The organism is Coprobacter fastidiosus, from assembly GCF_982245605.1.
Genome location: NZ_CEVCIF010000041.1, coordinates 12,006 through 33,171, shown reverse-complemented (window position 1 = coordinate 33,171; position 21,166 = coordinate 12,006). Strand labels below are relative to the sequence as shown.

16 protein-coding genes and 1 tRNA gene are annotated in these 21,166 nt (G+C 38.1%); 8 read left to right on the top strand and 9 right to left on the bottom strand.

The features are described from left to right. Nucleotides 1-488 precede the first annotated feature (488 nt). The gene (locus tag AC0UMU_RS10635; protein WP_022389681.1) at nt 489-977 is read right to left on the bottom strand and encodes a hypothetical protein; all 489 of its coding nucleotides are present in this window, start codon (nt 975-977) and stop codon (nt 489-491) included. Nucleotides 978-1,071: 94 nt separating this feature from the next. After that, the gene (gene fabD, locus AC0UMU_RS10630; RefSeq protein ID WP_022389680.1) at nt 1,072-1,953 is read right to left on the bottom strand and encodes an ACP S-malonyltransferase; all 882 of its coding nucleotides are present in this window, start codon (nt 1,951-1,953) and stop codon (nt 1,072-1,074) included. A 135-nt stretch (nt 1,954-2,088) separates the two neighbouring features. On the opposite strand from fabD, the gene AC0UMU_RS10625 reads away from it, so the two are divergent. From AC0UMU_RS10625 to AC0UMU_RS10615, 3 genes are all read left to right on the top strand, one after another. After that, nucleotides 2,089-2,292, top strand: a complete 204-nt coding sequence (locus AC0UMU_RS10625; RefSeq protein WP_009317901.1) for a Sec-independent protein translocase subunit TatA/TatB — start codon at nt 2,089-2,091, stop codon at nt 2,290-2,292. A gap of 116 nt (nt 2,293-2,408) precedes the next feature. Next, nucleotides 2,409-3,266, top strand: coding sequence for a twin-arginine translocase subunit TatC (gene tatC / locus AC0UMU_RS10620; RefSeq protein WP_022389679.1), 858 nt, complete (start codon nt 2,409-2,411; stop codon nt 3,264-3,266). Between the two features lie 114 nt (nt 3,267-3,380). Continuing rightward, the gene (locus AC0UMU_RS10615; RefSeq protein ID WP_288641588.1) at nt 3,381-4,334 is read left to right on the top strand and encodes a PCMD domain-containing protein; all 954 of its coding nucleotides are present in this window, start codon (nt 3,381-3,383) and stop codon (nt 4,332-4,334) included. A 28-nt stretch (nt 4,335-4,362) separates the two neighbouring features. Here AC0UMU_RS10615 and AC0UMU_RS10610 read toward each other — a convergent pair whose 3' ends face one another. The 3 genes from AC0UMU_RS10610 to AC0UMU_RS10600 form a co-directional block, all read right to left on the bottom strand. After that, nucleotides 4,363-5,685 (bottom strand): DEAD/DEAH box helicase, encoded by a 1,323-nt coding sequence (locus tag AC0UMU_RS10610; RefSeq protein ID WP_039927909.1) that lies wholly within the window; start codon nt 5,683-5,685, stop codon nt 4,363-4,365. 399 nt (nt 5,686-6,084) lie between these two features. Then, nucleotides 6,085-6,744, bottom strand: a complete 660-nt coding sequence (locus AC0UMU_RS10605; protein ID WP_288641584.1) for a lipocalin-like domain-containing protein — start codon at nt 6,742-6,744, stop codon at nt 6,085-6,087. Nucleotides 6,745-6,873: 129 nt separating this feature from the next. Continuing rightward, nucleotides 6,874-6,947, bottom strand: a tRNA-Met gene (locus tag AC0UMU_RS10600). Nucleotides 6,948-7,497: 550 nt separating this feature from the next. On the opposite strand from AC0UMU_RS10600, the gene AC0UMU_RS10595 reads away from it, so the two are divergent. Further along, a complete protein-coding gene (locus AC0UMU_RS10595) occupies nt 7,498-8,175 on the top strand; it encodes a porin family protein (protein ID WP_009317883.1) in 678 nt (225 codons plus the stop codon). 461 nt (nt 8,176-8,636) lie between these two features. Here the strand turns inward: AC0UMU_RS10595 and AC0UMU_RS10590 are convergent, their stop codons facing one another. From AC0UMU_RS10590 to AC0UMU_RS10575, 4 genes are read right to left on the bottom strand one after another with little or no spacing between them, the layout of a single operon-like run. Further along, complete coding sequence (locus AC0UMU_RS10590; protein WP_288641581.1) at nt 8,637-9,923, bottom strand: DUF5010 domain-containing protein; 1,287 nt, start codon at nt 9,921-9,923, stop codon at nt 8,637-8,639. A gap of 11 nt (nt 9,924-9,934) precedes the next feature. After that, nucleotides 9,935-11,884: a SusD/RagB family nutrient-binding outer membrane lipoprotein gene (locus tag AC0UMU_RS10585; protein ID WP_288641578.1), complete on the bottom strand. Its 1,950-nt coding sequence runs from the start codon at nt 11,882-11,884 to the stop codon at nt 9,935-9,937. 12 nt (nt 11,885-11,896) lie between these two features. Next, nucleotides 11,897-15,214, bottom strand: a complete 3,318-nt coding sequence (locus AC0UMU_RS10580) for a SusC/RagA family TonB-linked outer membrane protein (RefSeq protein WP_288641575.1) — start codon at nt 15,212-15,214, stop codon at nt 11,897-11,899. Between the two features lie 54 nt (nt 15,215-15,268). After that, complete coding sequence (locus AC0UMU_RS10575) at nt 15,269-17,137, bottom strand: T9SS type A sorting domain-containing protein (protein WP_288641573.1); 1,869 nt, start codon at nt 17,135-17,137, stop codon at nt 15,269-15,271. Between the two features lie 309 nt (nt 17,138-17,446). On the opposite strand from AC0UMU_RS10575, the gene AC0UMU_RS10570 reads away from it, so the two are divergent. From AC0UMU_RS10570 to AC0UMU_RS10555, 4 genes are all read left to right on the top strand, one after another. Continuing rightward, nucleotides 17,447-18,175: an MBL fold metallo-hydrolase gene (locus AC0UMU_RS10570; RefSeq protein WP_288641570.1), complete on the top strand. Its 729-nt coding sequence runs from the start codon at nt 17,447-17,449 to the stop codon at nt 18,173-18,175. A 96-nt stretch (nt 18,176-18,271) separates the two neighbouring features. Continuing rightward, complete coding sequence (locus tag AC0UMU_RS10565) at nt 18,272-18,649, top strand: VOC family protein (protein ID WP_009317870.1); 378 nt, start codon at nt 18,272-18,274, stop codon at nt 18,647-18,649. 114 nt (nt 18,650-18,763) lie between these two features. Continuing rightward, complete coding sequence (locus AC0UMU_RS10560) at nt 18,764-20,011, top strand: glutamate-5-semialdehyde dehydrogenase (RefSeq protein WP_270214445.1); 1,248 nt, start codon at nt 18,764-18,766, stop codon at nt 20,009-20,011. A gap of 55 nt (nt 20,012-20,066) precedes the next feature. Then, a complete protein-coding gene (locus AC0UMU_RS10555) occupies nt 20,067-21,020 on the top strand; it encodes an N-acetylornithine carbamoyltransferase (RefSeq protein WP_009317864.1) in 954 nt (317 codons plus the stop codon). Nucleotides 21,021-21,166: the final 146 nt, after the last annotated feature.

Here is a 21,166-nt window from a genome sequence, read left to right as displayed (position 1 = left end):
ACCACGCCGATGGTACTGCGTAAAAGTGGGAGAGTAGGTAGCCGCCGATTTTAGAGAGGAAGGGGAGACGAGAAAAGATCGTCTCCCCCCTTTTTTTTATCCCCCCCTCCCGATGCTTCTTGCCCGGACCGAGGATACGAAGATAAAATGAATATAAGTTTGATGTTGATGAATGATATGCACTCCGGAGAGCCGCCCCTTCGGCAATGAGAAATGACGGTATGCTTTCCCTATTGTCCTGTAAAATAAAAAAAGAGCCGTTTGTAAAGTAAACGGCTGTTCAGGCTAAATAAACAAAAACGATTAATTATTATTATTATTATTGTCTCTCTATTAATGAGTCTATTAAAGAGTAAATGATAGAATTTGACAGATTATCTTTTTGTTTGTTATTTTTATGATTGTGTAAATAAATTTTGTGGTGTAAAAAAAGTAGCATGAAAAGCATTTTTTTGTCTTTTTATGCTACTCTTTGGGACTTGTTACTTTTAGAATTTATAAGCAATTCCCCATGCTAAATTATCACATATTCCGATCCTGAATGAGGTATTGTTATTGTCGTCAAATTGACCAACGCCGATGTAACCGATTCCTAAGCTCATGGCTATATGCTCTGTCAGTTCATATACTAAATTCGGTTTTATACAAATCGCCCAGTTTGATTCAGTAAATTCAACATCGAAACCTCCTCGGGGAGCAAAATATAATTTTTGAGTTATCGGTAGATAATAGTTTACTCCTGCAGAAATTCCGAAACGTGTTTTATGATTATTCCCAAATAAACTTATACCGGTATTGATAGCCCAATGCTCATTTAGAAAGAATTCTGCCTCTGGAGATATGGCAAATTGATGAAATCCGTCGGTTACTTTGTAGGATATTTTACCTCCCAGTTCTATATCGCCTTTTTTGTATTGAGCGTTTGCAGAATAAATACCTGTAATTAAAGCTATTATTAAAAGTATTGTTTTTTTCATTTTGAGAAAGTTTTTATGATATTGAAATATAAAATAAACCTCTTTTTTATCACTTGGATAATAAAAGAGGTTTTATGATGTAATGACGTAATTTTTATTGTATGCCTTGAGTCGTTACTTCTTTATTTATTTTCTTTACCAAACCTTGTAATACGCTACCAGGTCCGACTTCGGTAAAATCTGTTGCTCCGTCGGCAATCATATTAATTACTGTTTGCGTCCAGCGTACAGGTGCTGTTAATTGTGCAATCAGGTTTTCTTTTATTATTTCAGGATTGGTTTCTGCTTTTGCATTTACATTTTGATAAACCGGACATTTGGGTGCAAAGAATTGTGCTTTATGGATAGCTTCAGCTAATTCTGCACGAGCAGGCTCCATAATCGGAGAGTGGAAAGCTCCTCCGACTTTCAATTTTAAAGCACGTTTTGCTCCGGCAGCAAGCATTTTCTCGCATGCAGCGTCGATACCGGCCTCATCACCTGAGATAACGATTTGCCCAGGACAATTGTAATTAGCTGGAACAACGACTCCTTCTGTTACGGAGGCACATATTTCTTCTACTTTTTCGTCAGGCAAAGCTAATACTGCAGCCATGGTAGAAGGCGTTTTTTCACATGCTTTTTGCATAGCCTGAGCACGAGCGGAAACAAGACGTACACCGTCTTCGAAAGATAAAGCTCCGGCAGATACTAACGCTGAAAATTCTCCAAGAGAATGTCCTGCCACCATATCGGGACAGAATTTGTTACCCATCGTTTTTGCAAGAATTACCGAGTGTAAAAAAATTGCCGGCTGTGTAACTTTGGTTTGACGAAGATCTTCGTCAGTTCCGTTAAACATCAAGTCGGTAATTCTGAATCCTAAAATTTCATTAGCTTTTTCAAACAAGGCTTTAGCTTCGGAGTTAGTTTCATACAACTCTTTGCCCATTCCTACGAATTGGGCGCCTTGTCCAGGAAATACAAATGCTTTCATTTCTATTTTTTATTTTCTGATGGTTATTAATCTAAAAAACAGATGCAAAGGTAATCATTTTTTAATCCTATTCTGTTATATAATAAATATATTTCATACATTTGTCTTTAGCTGAAATTAAAAAATGATATAAATATGAATACGCTTTTGTTTTTAAATTTGGGTGCAGGAGAGATTGTTCTTATTGCTTTAGTCGTTTTATTATTATTTGGTGGTAAGAAAATACCGGAATTGATGAAAGGTTTGGGGAAAGGTGTCCGTAATTTTAAAGACGGTTTGAAAGATGTTGAAGATCAGATTAATTCAGATGCGGCAGACTCTAATTCTGATAAAAAATAGTTTATGTGAAGATTTTTCTTTTTCTGAGAGCAGGCATAGAGTTAATATTTTACTCGCTTTTTTGTATCCGTTTTATTTTTGCTTATCTGATTTATAATTTGCTTTTTTAGTTATTTATGGAAGAAATGAGCTTTTGGGATCATTTAGAGGCATTGCGCGGCGTTATATTTCGATCGCTCGGAGCAGTCGTTGTATTGGCCGTTGTTTTTTTTGTTTTTATGACCGATATTTTTGATTCTATTATTTTGGCTCCTTGTTTTTCTGATTTTGTTTTGTATCGCTCTATATGTAATCTGAGTACATATCTTTCTTCTATAAGCGAATATCTGTCGGTATTACCTGATTTTTGCGGAGATGATTTTCATGTAAATCTAATCAATATACAGTTGGCTTCGCAGTTTTTTATCCATATGAGTACTTCATTTTGGCTTGCGATTGTATTTGCCTTTCCGTATATTATATATCAGTTGTGGAGTTTTGTCAGTCCGGGGCTGTATGAACGAGAAAAAAAGAATGCGAGGTTTGCTTTTATTATAGGCAATTTGATGTTCTTTATCGGTGTTGCAGTCGGATATTTGCTTGTTTTTCCGCTGACATTACGTTTCTTAGCAGGTTATCAGGTTAGTGAGATAGTCCCCAATCAAATTTCTCTCGACTCTTATATGAATAATTTTCTGATGATGATTTTTATTATGGGGATTGTTTTTGAATTGCCGTTATTGTGTTGGATGCTTTCAGGAATAGGATTACTGACGCGATCTTTTTTTTCTAAATATCGTCGTTATGCAGTTGTAGGTCTATTGGTGCTTGCTGCTGTTATTACTCCTTCGGGAGATCCGTTTACATTAATGGTCGTATTTCTTCCTATTTATATGTTATATGAGGTCAGCGCTTTCTTTGTAAAAAAGGATGTTTCTAAAATGGATGGAACAGCGATTTCAGATGAAATCGAATCGAACGATTGGTCTAAATAACGGTAAATGTGTTCTATTCTTATTAAGATAAATCTAAAATATATGAATGTTGAATTCGTTATTTTAATTCTTGATATATTTGCGTTTTTAAATGATATGGATTAAAAGTGAATTATGAAAAAAGTATTTTTATTGATCGGAATATATTTCATTTTTGCCGGGTGGATTTGTAACGCTCAGAAGGTTGAGATGATTCCTTTTGGAGATATGGATCATTGGACAACGAGAGTACTTAAAGAGTCTGCATTATTAGGTGGACATACTCGTTATATTTATGAAATAGCTCCGACAATGACGATTGAAGGGAATAAGCCTTATCGGCGTCATGCACAATCTCCTTGGGCTACATCGAGTGTCATGGCTAGTCCTGCCGGAATTGTCAAAACCAGTACGAGCGTGTTTCCCGAAAAGCGAGGAAACGGGTATTGTGCTCGTCTTGAAATACGAAAAGAGACTTGTAAAGTAATCGGATTGGTGAATATTGTGGTCGTGGCTCCCGGTTCTATTTTCTTAGGAGGAATGGATGAACCTATAAAAAATACGAGTAATCCTCAGAGTAAACTTGATCAGGGGATTCCTTTTACAAAGAAACCTAAAGCTTTACAATTTGACTATAAATTACATATGGAGACTCAGATGGTAAAAGCTACGGGATTTGGTAAGGCAGTGAATGTCCCGGGACGAGATAAGGCTGAAGTTTGCCTTTATCTATTGCATCAGTGGGAAGATGAAGATGGAAATATTTATGCTCGTCGTGTAGGTACGGCTTATCGAAAATTATCAGGTAATACACAGGATTGGGTAAATAATTACCAGATCCCGGTATGGTATGGAGATATTACTAAGAGAAGCGACTATCAGAGTTATATGGGATTGGTACCTTCGGATGATCCCCGTTATACTCGGAATAGTAAAGGGAAAATTGTTCCTATTCAAGAATTGGGCTGGGGAAAGGCTGATGAAGAAGTCACACATGTCATGCTACGTTTCTCTGCAAATGATCAAGGGGCATATATCGGTTCGGTAGGAAGTAAATTTTGGGTTGATAACGTAGCATTTGTTTATTAAAACGGTAATGCGGATAGCCCGGTAAAGTCTATCGGGCTATCTCATATTTTGACTTCATATTTTTTATTTTTTCTTTTCGAATTAGTCTGAGAGTACGGTTTATTTTTTTTCTATTGATGGCGACGTAAGAATAATGATCTTTTATATCGATCATGCCTATATCTTCTTTATATAATTCTCCTTTCTGTATTAAGAAACCGACAATGTCGACTTTATTTAATTTTTCTTTTTTCCCTTTTCCGATATAAAGGGTATTCATGGGTGGTAATTCCAATCGGTCTATATTAACGGATAGATTAAATCTTTCCGGTTGTTTTTTCTGAATATATTCTGGGATATTCTCAGCGGAGTTTATTAGTAAGTAAGCATTTCCTTCGGCAAACATACGGGCAGTTCTACCATTTCGGTGTATAAACGTTTCTTCGTTAATCGGTAGATGATAATGTATAACGTGCTTTATTTCCGGAATATCCAGTCCTCGCGAAGCCAGATCTGTCGATATGAATATGTTTGAACTGCCGTTTTTGAATCGACATAGGGCTTTTTCTCTTCGGGTTTGTTCCATTCCGCCGTGAAAAACTTCGTTAAAGATATGTTGCTCTGATAAAAAACTACCGATCCTTTCGGTACTTTCCCTGTGATTGCAGAATATAAGTACCGGACCGGGAGACAAGTTTCGAAGTAACGTTTCGAGACTTTTTAATTTATCCGGTTCGGGAGATATGACCGAATACAGGCTTAATCTTTTATCAGATTCTTTTTTCTCGAAATATATCTTTTCAGGAGTTTTTAATCCTGTAAACTCAGGGATTTCCCCTTCTGTTGCGGATGTGAGGATGCGTTTACAAATACCGGAGATGTGTTTGATAATTGCTTCCATCTGTTCTTGAAATCCTAATTCAAGACATTTATCGAATTCGTCTAAGACAAGTACTTTTACCGAACTCACATTTATTCTGCCGTGATCGATATGATCTAAGATTCTTCCCGGAGTACCTATAAGTATAGCCGGATTTTGTTGTAGTGATTTTATTTCAGATTTTATCGGTTGTCCACCATAACAGCAATTTATTTTATATCCGGATGAAATGGAATGGCTTATCGAATTTATTTGCATTGCTAATTCCCGTGAGGGGACAAGGATTAACGCTTGTATTTCTTTACATAGCGGATCTAATCCTTGTAAAACGGGTAGAAGAAAAGCTATTGTTTTGCCTGATCCGGTAGGTGAAATAAGAATAATATCTTTTTCTTTTTCACTATATCTTAGAGTTGCCAATTGCATTTCGTTGAGTGTTGTTATTCCCAACTTGTTGTTCAAGCGCTCGAATAATATATTTTTTGAAGTCATGCTGTAAAGATAGATAAATTATACCGGTTCGGATTGAAAAAATGTTGTGATTGAATTAAAAAAACTGTTTAAATTTCCCGATAAAGGATTTGTATATATGGACTTATAAATGCTCTTGTTCGTGAAAGGTAGTATTTCTTTCCCAATTTATTTCTGTATCGGATTGAAAGTAATATCTGTATGTCGAAAATTCTGAGATTTCGATTTTTATGGAAAATTTCCTAACAATGATTTATGTTCTACAGACTATGGAGAACATGGACGTTTGGACTAGAATAGTTATCAAATGAGATTGGGAGAAGATATTCGGTTTATTTGTTATTATTGTTTTTAGTAAAGTTAATAAAAAAAGAGATCGTTTTTTTCCTTTCCGTGTTTGTAATATCGGTATTGATCCAATTAATAATTGGTGATTTTTTTTATTTTAGTTACGGAATAAACCCCTTCGTAGTCAGCGGCAAAACCTTCATCAGTTTTACCCATATCTATTACGTCTAATTCTACATATACCGGAGTCCCGTTTTTAGTGCCTTTTGTTATTTTGTCGTATTTTTGTATGAGTTCTTTTGTTTGGTCAATAATCCAATAAGAGCAAGAATCTCCTTCTGCCGTAAAGGAGCGTACTTCATGCCCAATAATTAATTGCCCTTTTACGGGAAACGTTTTTTTAGCCGGAGTAATTATTGAAGCCGGAATGATTTTTTCAGTATCTGCTTCTTCTGTTTTCGCATATCTTAAAATAAGTTTTCCTTTTTTGAGAATCAGACTATCTTGGGTTAGTTTTTCGATAGTTAAAGTATCGGTAAAAGATAATGTCTGATGGTTACCGATGCTCTTTCCGGAAAGAATTAATAGGTTATTCTTATGTTCCCATTTCTCATATAGTAATGATTTCATATTGATAGAAGATGCATTCCCGTTTGCTCTAAGAGTAAAACCCTGTTTTATGTCAGGCATTCCGGGAATAAGTTCTACCCAAGATCCTTCGATATTGGTATTATTACATGCTGTTAAAATAATTGTACTTAAAACAACCATGAAATTTAAAAGATGTTTCATCGTTTTTTAGCTTTAGTAGAATTTTATCTTTTGTAAAGATAAGTACAATATTTTATATTGTCAATGAATAGATAGAGAGATATCAGACGAAAATAAAAAAAGCAATGAAAAAATTTTCATTGCTTTTCGTAGCGAGACCGGGGCATGATCCCGGGACCTCATGATTATGAATCATGCGCTCTAACCAACTGAGCTATCTCGCCATCTTTTTCTGATTGCGGTGCAAAGATAAGATGTTTTTTTTGAATTCGCAATAGTTTTTCTTTATTTTCAAGTTCCTATTTTTTTTGTATTTTATACAAGTGTTTGATAATAAGTATAATAATAAAAGTTGAAGAAAAAGCGGATAGGGAAGTCTTTAGGAGTAAGTAGTTGTATGTCTATAAAAAGAGGAAAATCGGGAGCTTATATGGAAAGGATTTGTGCTTGCCATTGAGATTCCTGACATGGTTATTCTTGTTAAATAAATAGAAAAGCTGTTTTCTGTTGAAATCGGATTGTTCTTTTAAATTGTTTTATTGATATTGCAGGGAGCTTATTTGATGGGAGAGTCTGTTTTGAAAATTCCTTTTGAAGGTGTTTGTCTATTTTTATAAGGAGGATAGTGGGTTATCTGGCGAATGAAAATGGAAAAACACCTTGAACGAAAACTTAGAAAATGTTTGATAAGATTGCTTTATTGGAAAATTTCAACAGGTTCTTAATTAAAATTATATCTTTGTAAATATAATAATCGATAAAAAAGATTGAGCAATGAAGAATCTTATTAAAATGTTTTTTGTGATAGTATGTTTTTGTATGGTATCACAAGCTCAAGCCCAATTGAATTGGGGATTGAAAATTGGAGCGAATCTTTCAGATGCAAGCTTTAAGGGGTTAAAAGACGTGAAAGTCGATAATCTTTCCGGTTTCTTTGTCGGGCCGATGATTGAATTTAAATTTCCTGTTTTTGGTTTAGGAGTAGATGGCTCTTTGCTTTATTCTCAAACTAAAATGAAATTTATCAATGAAACAACAAACATCGGAGTTACCAATAAACAACATGAGTTGGATATTCCGGTAAATTTGAAATGGTCGCATAGTCTGCTTAAACTTATCGGGATTTATCTTGCTGCAGGTCCGGATTTTTCATTTAATCTGAAAAGCGATAATATTGGTTCTGATTTGGCCGATATTGCAGTGAGTACGGTTCAAGGAGATAAAGCCAGTATTAAGAGAAAAGCTGCAAATGTCGGTTTGAATTTCGGAGCAGGTATTATTCTTGTGAAACATTTACAAGTAGGGTTTAATTATAATCTTCCTTTGACAAGTTCTGCTCGTGAAGACATAAAAGACGGAAATGTGGCGAATGCGATAGGAACTCTTTTTGATGGAGACACATTTGACACGAAAAATAAGAAATGGCAGATTTCCGTTGCATATTTATTCTGAGAATTGCGATTTTGTGTGAATTAAATAATTAAAAAAGTGTGCTACCAAAAGTTTATATTCGGCTTTGGTAGCACGCTTTTTTATATACAGAATTTTATCTTTCTTTGTGAGCTGTCGGTTATGGCCAGGATTTAAGAGAATATTCTTTTTTTATAGAAAATATCTGGTATGATGTAGAAATCTGTCTGCATTTTCCGATGCAGAGAATATTGTCAGGTCATTTTTGCGTTTTTTTTCAATCTATTTTCCCGATTTCATCCGTCAGGTAGCCCGCGATCCTTTTCGTAAAGGCAGAAAAACGTTCTCGAAAGAAACTTTCGAATATGCTTCGAGCGACCGACTCTAAAAGAAAAAGATTTTAATTAATAAAAAAACAGGAAAGTAATTTCATTTTACCTTCCTGTTTTTTTCATTTTAAGAAATACAATAAACTATTCGAAATGATGATATTTAATTTAGGATCAGAGTTTAAATTGTTCTCTTAATATATCGAGATAGGTCATTCCATAACCATTTCCGTATTCCGGATCGGTAGGTTCTATTGCTGAATAGTACGCCCAATCATTGAAAGATTCGAGGAATACGATCCGAGTACCGCCCAAATGTCTTTTTGCAACGTTACACATCGTTCGGAAGGTGTCGGGATTTTTATCCACTATCGGTTGGTTATATTGGTTACCCATATTTATGTAAGCATTACGGGACGGGCTGATCGTCGGTATAAAATCGATCTGGAAATGTGACGCAGCAAACTCTTGGTTATATTTCCAATTCTGATCGATCATTTGAGGATACATGTAAGCACGGTTAAAATTATTCTGATCATACATGCTCTTTGTGGTAATCGCATCGACTTTTCCAGCACAATGGAAAACCTCGAAGCGTCCGGTAGGCGCCCAAGCATCTTGCTGTGCTACTATAAATATTTCTTTTCCACAAGCTTCACGAACTGCTGTACGCAATTTATCATAAAGAGCTTTCGAATCTTTCGTATAAATTTTGTGCGGATTAAAGATGACTACCAGAGGTCTCCCGTTTATATGATAGTAGTTGTCATCTCCGAAATAATTTACGGCTATTTGTTCAAAAGCTTTACACATAATGTCTGTCCGTGACATTTTTTCTCCCGTACTGATTGTTTCATCCGGCATATCTTCGATTAGTTTGCTATTACTCAATCCATTGGTAATATTATTGGGGTTGATGGAAATTGCATATCTCAACCTTCCGTTTTCACGCTGTAATTGTACCGGATTTCCGGTGATTGTCTCTCCTGTATCGTCATCGGTATATTCAGCGCCTTTTTTACCTCCGAGAACATCGGTCATTGTCACATTTCCGCTATTCAGAAATGTTTTAAGGTCGATTTGTATAGCCGGCAATATAAAGAAGTCGATTCTACCTTGTATCGCCCAATCTACTTGTTGTTGGTATAGCTCTACCGATTCGGGTTTTTTAACATCGAAATTCATTTGTTCTGTCAGTATCGGTCTCACGTTTGCACCGAGTTGCCCTTTCGATTGATCCCAAGGTTGGGCTAAACGGGCTAATTTACCGTCATCCAAATTTCCTCTTTGATAATAAAATGCTCCTACCGGGCAGTCTGCCGTTAGTTCGACATTCGGGATCTCATAGTTCAGGAAATGATCTTCGACCGAAGGTCCTCGGTCTTTGTCACAACCGGACAATCCGGCTATTAACCCTAATCCCATTACCAATTTTAAAGTATGATTTATGTAAGTTCTCATAACAAAGTCTATTATTTAGGTTCGTAAGTACTGATAACTGTCGCTTTGTAACCGATATATTTGCGCAATAATTTGCTACTGGTTACATCCGGATATATTTTTTGGACGTTTTTGATAAATTCTTCTTCTGTATTGCCGTACCATTTTTGTAAATGCCGGCTACTGTAGGCAATAGTCCGGTTCATATAGTTGGCATCAGCATTTTCCAGTAAAGGATTAACCAAAGACATTTTCAAATGAGTTTGAAGGTTGTCTCCTTTGCGTATGTTGTTTATCGGATACGGACTTTGTGTCAATAGGTCTGAAACGGCATTCCAATAGGCGGCAGTGTTATTTGTTATTTCAGACAAAGGATACACATATCTTTCAGGGATAAAGTCGTATGTTCCGTTACTTCCTTCTGTCGTGCTGTTACAGAAAAACGGAGGAAATTTCAATACTCGGGTACGACGTTCGAGACACCATGCCGAATATCCGTTGAAGTAGTCGGCTATATAACGTTGTTTGATAATTTGTTCCAAGTGATTATCAAAATCTCCTTCTCCGTTAATATCTGCATGATAGAGACAGCGGAAGTCGGTCAATCCTTTTCCGTTCGTGTTCCATTTGATACCGTTTTGTTCTTTATATTCTTTTACCGCACTTGTTAATCCGTATTGAGCAAAAGAGGCTTCTATTCCTTCGTAATAATAACCTTCTGCCGATTTAGATCCTATTCCGTACCGTAAAGCAGCTTCGGCTTTTAGGAAACAGGCATCTGCCCAGTTCATGATGATATGTTTCGCATCCGGTTTGATGAAGTCATAGTTGATCAAAGACCATTGAGTTGCCAATATACCGGTATAAGGCGATTCATATTTTGTCGTACCGTTCGGTGAGTTCGGATCGATTGCAACTTCCCACCCGCGAGGTAAAATTCCGCTCCGTTCGGGACTCGGCAGGTGTGGAATACGATAAGTTACGGCGATAGAATCCCTAAATCCCGGTTCGTATGGATTGGGACGGCTTATTGTATCGCTTACGGTATATTGATTCAGTGTTTCTGTCGGATCTACGAATGCTTCTAACCGAGGATCGTTATATGATCTCAAATAAATGAAAAAATATTCGTTTATACGAGGGTAGTCGCTTTCACGGAATCCTTCTGTCGGTATTTTTTTCAAAAAACGGTTGTAGTAGTAAGACACGTCATTCGAAACGTCACTACCCCATGCCGGAGCAACCATATCGTCTAAAGAAGCAATAATCCAGTCTTCATGTTCCATACATTCCCGAGCGTGTTGTTCTGCCAGACCGGGTGCAATATTGGTTGCACGCATAGCTACTTCCAGACGAAGAGTATTGGCAAACTTACGCCATTTGATGATGTCACTGGTTGTTCCAGAGCCGGATCTGAATATCGGATCTTTTTTCAGAACATCAGAACTTGCATCGGGATTAAAACTTTCGGATGCTTTTTTCAGCATATCCAGAATTTGCCGGTACATATCTTCTTCTGTATCATGTTTTACGAGGAATTTGTTCGGATCGAAAATCATGGCATCCGACAAGGGCATGCCTCCGTACATAGATACGACGATCGAGTAAATGTAAGCTTTCCATGTCCTGACTATAGCGACTCGGTTTTCATAGCCCGGAATGCCGTCATATTGACGTTCGCTCAATTCAAGATCACGGATGATTTCGACATAAAATTTTTTGTAAAAAGAATCCGATGTACTTTCATTCATATCGACAGAGCCTCCGAAATGTCCGGAATAACGTGCCCACCAGCACATTTGGTTATAATTGAGCTCTGCCATGGCATTGATTGTCTTATATACCGATCCCGGAAAGATACTTTCCATATTCGCTTCGTATATTTTATTGGGATTGATATTTATATCTTCGAAGTTATCGGTGCAGGAAACCGCAGTGCCCAATGCGATGGCTGTACAGATAGATATTATTGTTTTTTTCATAAATGTGTTTGTTTAGAATGATACTTTCAGGTCAAAACCATAATTTGCCGAAGGCAGGGCAAAACCCATTTCAAGACCTTGTCCGTTGCTTGTCGTACTTGTAGCTTCCGGGTCGAGTCCTCTCGGCGTATTTTGGAGTATGATTGCCAGGTTACGCCCGACTGCTGCTATACGTGCCGATTTGAACGGGGTTTTTCTCAAGAATTTTTTCGGCAGATTATATCCGATACTTACTTCACGCAATTTGATGTAAGAAGCGTCATATACATATCTGCTTAGTTGTCTGGAAGATTCTCCTTGCCAGTAGTTTTGCGGTTCGTAGGCTATATTGCACGGTTGGCCGGCCCAGAATGCTACACTTTCATTGTACACCCGATTGGGAGCATATACGCCTTTGGGACGTGATGCATCTATATACGGGACATAGTTGGCTGCGTAGTCGGTATTGGCCTTGTTTGTGTATTGCGGTTGCAAAAAGCCCCGGCGTTCTTCTGTATTTTCTCCGACAATCAGATTACTGTAAAGATATTCTTCACGACCGTCCAAAGATTGTACCGTGAGTCCGTTACGAGATCCTTCATATCCCGAATAAGACCAAACTTTACCGCCTTTTTTGAAGTCGAAGTGGAATCCGAAGTCTAAGTCTCTCCATCTGAATTTATTACTCCATCCTCCGATCCAGTCGGGAGATACCGAGCCGAAATAGTGATCGACCTCTTGAGCATAACGGCCTTCTGCATTTACAAGGAACTGGCCTTGCTCATTTCTTACCGGATCGGTACCATACATTTGTCCGTAAGGTTTACCGACTTCGGCATATACTTGTACGCCGTTCAGTCCGTTCCATGAGGTCAACATATAACGGCTTACTCCGTCGATGAGCGATACGACTTCCGAATTATTTTTCGACCAGTTAAGAGATGTTGTCCATTCGAAATCTTTTGTTCTTACCGGTGTTCCGGTCACTGTGAGTTCTGTTCCCCAGTTCCGTATTTCTCCGGCATTGAACATCAGTTGATTAGCTCCACGTGCTGCAGTGACATCTGCCCGTACGATTTGGTCGAAAGTAGATTTATCATAATAAGTAACATCTATATTCAAACGATTTTTGAAGAAACGGAGGTCAGCTCCGACTTCCCATGAACGAGTCGTTTCCGGCTTTATATTCGGATTTTTTTCCAGATTATCGCGTTCGAACCAAGACATGTCCAGATAAGAACCTTTATAGCTGTAACTGCTATATAACATGTCGAATCCGGTATCATTACCCACTTTTGCAATAGAACCTCGGATTTTACCGAATGATAACACTTTGTTGATAGCTGTGTTTTTTAGTAATTCACTGAATACAAAGCTGATACTTCCGGATGGATAAAAATAAGACCAATTGCCGCGACCTAAAGCGGAGGACCAGTCGTTGCGTCCGGTTACGTCCAAATAGATAAAGTCCCCATATCCGAAGCTGGCAGTAGCGAATACCGATTCTTTTGTTTTTTTGTTATATCCTGTAGTCGCTTTTATTTGAGCGGCATTGTTTTCGAGGCTCTTTACGTCAGGTTGCATCAGTGCATCTACCCGGTCTTGGATCTTTTTGCTTTGTTGCGTACGCACCGAACCTCCGAAATTGGCATTGATGCTGAACTTTTTAATTCGTTTGTTATACATCAACAAGGCTTCGTAGTTGTTGTTATATGAATTTTCCTGAAATTCGTCGTATTGTCCGTCGACATCAAACGGAGAGTTGTAGTTGGAGAATGTCCATCCCGATCCGGTCTGTATATCCGTTGCTCCCCGTAATCTGAGTCTTAATCCTTTGTAAAGATCGAAATTCAATGTAATATCACCGAAGAACCATTGTTTGGTATCTGCATTCGAGGTTTCGTGCATCGACCAATACGGATTTTGGAATCCTCTGAAAGAGTGAGGCGTACCGTCCGGATTTTTATAATCGGATAATTCTTCGTACGATGCGTCACGAGGAACTTGGGTCAGCATGTAAATCGGGTTTCGGTTTGAATTATTACGGAATGCGCGATTATCCACATTGTCTATCGTATAACGGGTATTGACGTCGATACTTAACCATTTTTTTAGTTTCATCGTAGTGCGTAGGTTGAAAGCGTGTCTGTCTCGTTCGTTAAATCCTTCCAATATATCGTTCCCGTGGGTATTGGTATAAGAGAAACGGATAGATGCAATTTCTGCAACTTTATCGATCGATACGCTGTTGGTCATCATATAACCGGTTTGATAGAGTCCGCTGATATTATTGTCTCCGGGGACATATTTTTTTACTTGTCCGTTGCGTCCGATTACATCAAATCCCAGCATCGGCATACCGAAACATAATTGCGAGTAATCGGTCGTAAGGTTTGCCATTCCGTAGGGTAATGAAGGATCATACCAGCTTTTATCGTATGTGTTGATTCCCGTATGTAGTTGTCCGGAGTTACCGCTTCCGTAAACATTCTGGTACATCGGGTATTGATATAATGTGTTGAACATCATGTTAAACCCATACGAAACACCGAGTCCGGCTTTGCGAGAAGCTTTTTTTGTCGTGATCAGAATAACTCCGTTTGCACCGTCCGATCCATATAAGGCGGCTGCATTAGCGCCTTTCAATACTTCGATGCTTTCGATATCATCGGGATTGATGTTGTTTGCGGCGTTACCGTAATCCATGTCATCGACTTCTCCCATTTCGTTCATAATAGGAATACCGTCTATGACATATAGCGGCTGATTGTTCCCGGTAAGAGAGTTATTTCCACGAATAACGACACGTGTTGAAGATGTCGGTCCGCCGGCCGAAATAAATTGCACGCCGGATACTTTTCCGGACAGCATGTTCAGCAAGTTTGCATCCCGGACTTCTGTTGTCGTACCGATGTCGATAGATTGGCGGGCATATCCTAAAGATTTAGCATCCCGGCTTATTCCTAAAGCGGTGACAACGACTTCATCCAATTTTTTCGTGTCTTCGGCAAGTGTTACTTTAATGTCCTTTTTATTTTTGTCTATACGGACATTTTGTGCTTTATATCCGATAAAAGAAACTCGTATCAAAGAATTTTCTTTGACCTGAATGCTGAATTTTCCTTCTATATTGGTAACGGTGCTTGCTGTACCTCCGACTACGGATATATTGGCGCCTATGATCACGTCACCGTTTTTATCGACAACCGTACCATTGACCTTTATCGTTGAATTTTGTGCAAAAGTTGTTCCGAACGATAAAAATGCGATCAACAGAAACAGTGCGAATCTGAGAACCGGATGGTGATATGCACCGGCACTTTCTGTTTTTCTGTTTTTTAAATGTTTCATGGTTTGTTATAAATGTGTGAATATTATTTTAGCTGAAATCTCTCATATAAACCGTTATCGGATCATGATTTTCTGGGAATATGTTTTTCCGCCTGATACTATACGAATAATGTAAATATCCGGGTTCAGATTGTTTACATAAATTTCTTCCCGAGTATTTTGTCCTGCCAATTTCTCCGATGCGATCAATTTTCCGGACAAGTTATAAATCTCGGCTTTTTCGATTGTTTGTGTAGATTCTACGACCAAACCGTTGTTTGTGTAGTAAGCTTTTACCGTTGCATCTTCTTGGTCTGATTCTATTTCTGTTTTTTCTACAGCCAAAGCATATATGTCATAGTCGAGTTCTTCTTCGGTAGCTTCGCAAGAGCCTGCATAACATTTACCATTGGCAAAAGGCCGGATCTTTCCGACTTGGTCGGTATTGATATTCAGGGCTTGTAAGTATTGGGCATTACCGTAGTTCATTGCTTTATCCGATATTTTCGAATCCAAAGGTATGGCAAAGCATTCTTCAGCATAGTAATCGAAATAGGAGGAAAGACCGGATAGAGAACCGCTGTTAGCAAAATAGTCGAAATAGTTGTTTTTGGTAAAGTCTGTTCCTTCAGCAGTTCTTTTTTGCATGTTGTCGTAACTGTCATGCCCTATAAATGAGTTTTGTATCTCTAATTCGGATTGTTCTATGTTCGGGTATTGAACCATAAAGTCCGAATTTACCATATTGGTAACATCGCCCGATTTGTTGTTTTCTATGATACAATTGTAGAAACGTTTCGTCAGTTTTTTGCAGTCGTTCATGATATAAACAGCACCGCCGTTACCTTCATTTCCGGTGGTGGTATTATAGGTCATCGTACAGTTTACCACATCGAATGTAGAGTTTTCCATACCTTTACCTAAGTAAAACACGCCTCCTTTTTGTTTACAATAGTTTCCGTACATGGTACAATTTACAAAGAGTATCTCATCGGTCGTATTGGCTCTGTCGTTTTCAAAAAACAGTACGCCTCCGTTATCTCCATTGGCTTTGTTAAGATTGAAAGTAGTATTTTCGAATACCATTTTTAGGTTCTTTTTGTCGGTACGATGCTTCATATATATAGCACCGCCACGATTCGAAACATAATTAGAAACGACTTTAACATCTCTAAAATATACATCTACGGCTTCTTGCGGTTCAGTCCCGAAGAATGCTCCTTCCGATCCGCTTACATCACTGCAATCGTTGCTTACAAACGAGGTGTTATACACCCTTAATTTACCTCCTTGAGAAGCGATGCATCCCCCGTCTTTGTTGCTGTTACCCATAAACAGACAATTGCGAACGGTAACTTCGTATTTTTCCAAATCGGTAGCTGTCATAAAAATAGCTCCTCCGAATTTGTGGGAATCATCATAAACTTTACCGTAGTTTTGATTATTCTGGAAAGAAACATTGTCAAATTCCACATTAGCATTCCGAATGAAACAGCCGGCTCCTTTATCGGATGTAGGATTTCCTTCTTTAATAGTCAAATTTCGGATGGTTACTTTTTTATTCAGCCCGTCCAGTCGCAGGCATGTTGTCGTTTTGTTTCCCGTAAAGCCGGTTTTAGTTCGGGTTTGGTTCGGGTCACCGCTGATTGTTAATCCTTTATCCAGAATTTTGACACCTTGATTGTTCTTATTATAAGCGTCGCTGTTATAAATTTTATCAGCAGGCTCTTGACTTATGTCTATAATTCCCAAAAGGACGATTTCATCGCCTTCCTCCGCTGCATCTACAGCTTTGGACAGAGTTTTAAATGCGTTTCCGGATGATGATCCGTCTGCAGAATCATCTCCTTCCGGAGATACGAAAAGTTGCTTCGCAGAAAGAGGAAATAAAATGAAGCAACTCAAAATTACGCTGATCGCAATTTTACAAATTGTACTTTTCATGTCATAATTATTATTGGTTAAGAAATGATTAAGAAACACTTGCAAAAGTATTTTTGTACGCTAATCAATATGCGTTATTGAGGATTATTTATTGCTTAATATTCGATATGTGCACTTAATTTTTGTGTTAAATCATGACTAAAACGAGGTAAAATAGGCTTATATTAATTCTGATTTAAAGAGTTGTATTATAATGAATTTGTATCTTGAATGGCATTCCGTATTATTTGTTTATTAATTTTTTTTATGTGAAATCACGCATTTATTCTTTCTTCTAAAGTGTTATCTTTGAATATAAACTTTTTAAGTATGAGATTGACCTATATTTATCATAGCGGTTTTGCAATAGAAGGGGAGAATTTTACGATAATAATCGACTATTATAGAGATTCTGACGGTGAAAATGACGGTATAGTTCATGATTCTTTATTGCATCGAGCAGGGAAATTATATGTCTTATCTACACACTCTCATTCAGATCATTTTAATCCGGAGATTTTAGAGTGGAAACAGCATCGTCCGGATATTCAATATATATTTTCTCGGGATATATTGGAAGATCGACATGTTCGGTTTGATGGTGCTGTCTATCTTTCTCCATCTGAATTGTATCATGATAATACGCTTTGTATTCAGGCTTTCGGCTCTACCGATGTAGGATGTTCTTTTTTAATAGAGGTAGCGGGAAAACTTATTTTTCATGCAGGAGATTTAAATAATTGGCATTGGAAAGAAGAATCGACGATGGAGGAATCAGCGGAATATGAAGCTGCTTATCTGCATGAATTGGAGATATTAGCGAGAGTTACGAATCGTTTCGATTTAGTGATGTTTCCGATAGATCCCCGTTTAGGGCGGGAATATATGCTCGGGGCAGAACAATTTGTTTGTCGTTTTGCTGTCGGTTGTTTTGCTCCGATGCACTTTCATGACCAGTATGAAAAAGCTGCAGCATTTCGCTCGTTTGCTGAGAAAAACGGTTCTTTATTTATCGGATGGTCTTTCCCCGGTGAAACAGTAGAATTGCCTGATTATTGAGTTTTTTTATTGGAAAATTTAAATAGATTCTTAATTTTATCGAACTAATTTGATTACAATTAAATGATTTTATAATAAAATAAATACAAGAAGATTATGGTAATAAAGGGACATTTTGATCATTTTAATATAAATGTGATCGATCTCGAGAGAAGCATCGCTTTTTATAATAAAGCTCTGGGTTTAAGAGAAATTCGTCGTAAAGAGGCCGAAGACGGCTCTTTCATCTTAGTTTATTTGGGAGATGGATTTTCTTCGTTTTTACTTGAACTTACTTGGCTAAGAGATCGTACAGAAGCTTATGAACTGGGGGATAATGAGAGTCATTTGTGTATTCGGGTAGAGGGGGATTACGATGAAGCCCGTCGTTTTCATAAGGAGATGGGATGTATATGTTATGAAAATACGGATATGGGACTCTATTTTATCCACGATCCGGATGATTATTGGATTGAAATCTTACCGGTGCAATAATGCGATAGTTATAATTATATTGAGCTTTTTCTGATAAATAGAGAATAAAAGCGATATTCTTTGTCATAGAATATCGCTTTTTTACTATTTTTGTCTACAATAAATAAGTGATATATGACTTCTCTGAAATCTGTATTTGAGGCGGTAAGGGCTGCTTCTCGTAAGTTGAACCTGTTGGATGAAGCTACGATTAACTCTGTTTTGCGTGCGGTAGCCGATGAAGCAGAGGCTCAGTCGGGATATATTTTAGCAGAAAATGCACGGGACCTAATGAAAATGGATAAAAATAACCCGAAATATGACCGTCTGATGTTGACGGAACAACGTCTTGCGGATATTGCCGCAGATATGCGTCGTGTAGCGGAATTACCTTCACCTTTGGGAAAAGTGCTGAGTGAGACGACTCGTCCTAATGGGATGACGATTACTAAAGTTTCTGTCCCGTTCGGTGTGATCGGTATTATATATGAAGCACGTCCGAATGTCAGTTTCGATGTTTTCTCTCTTTGCCTGAAATCTGGGAATGCATGTATTTTAAAAGGCGGATCGGATGCTGCGTGTTCTAATACTGCAATTATAAACGTTATTAACAAGGTGTTGATAAAGTTTGGAATCGATTCAAATACAGTATATTTGCTCCCTAATGACCGGGAGGCTACAATGCAGTTGTTAACAGCGGTTGATTATGTCGATTTAATTATTCCTCGGGGAAGTAAAGGCCTGATCGACTATGTTCGGGATAATGCTCGCGTTCCGGTTATTGAAACAGGAGCAGGCATTTGTCATACTTATTTCGAATCATCAGGAGATGTGAAGAAAGGGGCTGCGATTATTAATAATGCCAAGACCCGAAGGGTGAGTGTATGTAATGCTCTTGATTGTCTTGTGATAGATTCATCTCGTCTCGCCGATTTACCGGAATTATGCGCACCATTAGAAAAAAGCCGGGTGATTATATATGCTGATCCGGCAGCATATTCGGCTTTACAGGGAAAATACCCGGCAGAGCTTTTGCAACCGGCTGATGAAGAATCTTTCGGAACAGAGTTTCTGGACTATAAAATGGCAATAAAAACGGTCGCTGGCATTGACGAAGCTTTGGAGCATATTTGTCGCTATTCATCGAGACACAGCGAATCTATTGTCAGTGAGAATGACGCAGCTATGCAGCGTTTTTGTAAAGAAGTGGATGCAGCATGTGTATATACGAATGTTTCTACAGCTTTTACCGATGGCGGTCAATTCGGTTTCGGAGCGGAAATCGGAATCAGTACACAAAAATTGCACGCCAGAGGACCTATGGCGTTACCGGAAATTACGACTTATAAATATATTATACAGGGAGACGGACAAACTCGATGATTACTGAAGCGTAGTAGGGGTTTGTTCTCGGACTGAATTTATTAAAAACGTACTTATGAGACATTTTACCAATGTAAAGGATTTGGGCGATTTGAATATTGCCCTGAAAGAAGCTTTCGAAGTGAAAGCCAATCGTTTCGGATATAAAGAGTTGGGTAAGAATAAGACCCTGATAATGATATTTTTCAATTCCAGTTTACGCACACGTTTGAGTACTCAAAAAGCTGCAATGAATTTGGGTATGAATGTGATGGTGCTCGATATCAATCAGGGGGCATGGAAGCTCGAGACCGAGCGGGGAGTGGTTATGGACGGTGATAAGACCGAGCATTTGCTCGAAGCTATTCCTGTGATCGGTTGTTATTGTGATGTGATCGGTGTACGTTCTTTTGCCCGTTTCGAGAACAAGGCAGATGATTATGAAGAAAAGATCATCAATCAGTTCATACAATATTCCGGTCGTCCGGTGTTCAGTATGGAAGCGGCGACTCGCCATCCTTTACAAAGTTTTGCCGATTTGATTACAATAGAGGAGTATAAAAAAACGGCTCGTCCCAAAGTCGTATTGACATGGGCTCCGCATCCTAAGTCTTTGCCTCAGGCAGTTGCTAATTCTTTTGCCGAATGGATGAATGAGACGGATTATGATTTTGTAATTACGCATCCTGAAGGATATGAACTCGATCCTAAATTTGTCGGTAAGGCTCGTGTGGAATATGATCAGCGTAAAGCATTCGAAGGTGCGGATTTTATTTATGCCAAAAATTGGTCGGCTTATACCGATCCGAATTATGGAAAAGTAATTAATACCGACCGGGCTTGGACTGTAGATGCAGAGAAAATGGCTTTAACGAATAATGCATATTTTATGCACTGTTTGCCGGTAAGACGAAATATGATTGTCACCGATGAAGTGATTGAGAGTTCTCAATCGATTGTTATTCCTGAGGCTGCCAATCGGGAAATATCGGCACAAGTAGTTTTGAAAAGAATTTTAGAGAGCCTTTAGAAGCCTGTTTGAATCTTGCACGGATCGGAGAGAATTTTCTTTTGATAATATTTTTATTGAAAAATTCAGATAGGCATTGAGATATGGTTTGATATAAATTCGTGCTAATATAGAAAAATAATAGGACATCCGTTAATTAAGGGGTG

What these genes read in the sequence shown, in the direction of transcription:
- AC0UMU_RS10635 (WP_022389681.1), bottom strand. Translation starts at nt 977, where the DNA reads ATGAAAAAAACAATACTTTTAATAATAGCTTTAATTACAGGTATTTAT.
- fabD (WP_022389680.1), bottom strand. Translation starts at nt 1,953, where the DNA reads ATGAAAGCATTTGTATTTCCTGGACAAGGCGCCCAATTCGTAGGAATG.
- AC0UMU_RS10625 (WP_009317901.1), top strand. Translation starts at nt 2,089, where the DNA reads ATGAATACGCTTTTGTTTTTAAATTTGGGTGCAGGAGAGATTGTTCTT.
- tatC (WP_022389679.1), top strand. Translation starts at nt 2,409, where the DNA reads ATGGAAGAAATGAGCTTTTGGGATCATTTAGAGGCATTGCGCGGCGTT.
- AC0UMU_RS10615 (WP_288641588.1), top strand. Translation starts at nt 3,381, where the DNA reads ATGAAAAAAGTATTTTTATTGATCGGAATATATTTCATTTTTGCCGGG.
- AC0UMU_RS10610 (WP_039927909.1), bottom strand. Translation starts at nt 5,685, where the DNA reads ATGACTTCAAAAAATATATTATTCGAGCGCTTGAACAACAAGTTGGGA.
- AC0UMU_RS10605 (WP_288641584.1), bottom strand. Translation starts at nt 6,744, where the DNA reads ATGAAACATCTTTTAAATTTCATGGTTGTTTTAAGTACAATTATTTTA.
- AC0UMU_RS10595 (WP_009317883.1), top strand. Translation starts at nt 7,498, where the DNA reads ATGAAGAATCTTATTAAAATGTTTTTTGTGATAGTATGTTTTTGTATG.
- AC0UMU_RS10590 (WP_288641581.1), bottom strand. Translation starts at nt 9,923, where the DNA reads ATGAGAACTTACATAAATCATACTTTAAAATTGGTAATGGGATTAGGG.
- AC0UMU_RS10585 (WP_288641578.1), bottom strand. Translation starts at nt 11,884, where the DNA reads ATGAAAAAAACAATAATATCTATCTGTACAGCCATCGCATTGGGCACT.
- AC0UMU_RS10580 (WP_288641575.1), bottom strand. Translation starts at nt 15,214, where the DNA reads ATGAAACATTTAAAAAACAGAAAAACAGAAAGTGCCGGTGCATATCAC.
- AC0UMU_RS10575 (WP_288641573.1), bottom strand. Translation starts at nt 17,137, where the DNA reads ATGAAAAGTACAATTTGTAAAATTGCGATCAGCGTAATTTTGAGTTGC.
- AC0UMU_RS10570 (WP_288641570.1), top strand. Translation starts at nt 17,447, where the DNA reads ATGAGATTGACCTATATTTATCATAGCGGTTTTGCAATAGAAGGGGAG.
- AC0UMU_RS10565 (WP_009317870.1), top strand. Translation starts at nt 18,272, where the DNA reads ATGGTAATAAAGGGACATTTTGATCATTTTAATATAAATGTGATCGAT.
- AC0UMU_RS10560 (WP_270214445.1), top strand. Translation starts at nt 18,764, where the DNA reads ATGACTTCTCTGAAATCTGTATTTGAGGCGGTAAGGGCTGCTTCTCGT.
- AC0UMU_RS10555 (WP_009317864.1), top strand. Translation starts at nt 20,067, where the DNA reads ATGAGACATTTTACCAATGTAAAGGATTTGGGCGATTTGAATATTGCC.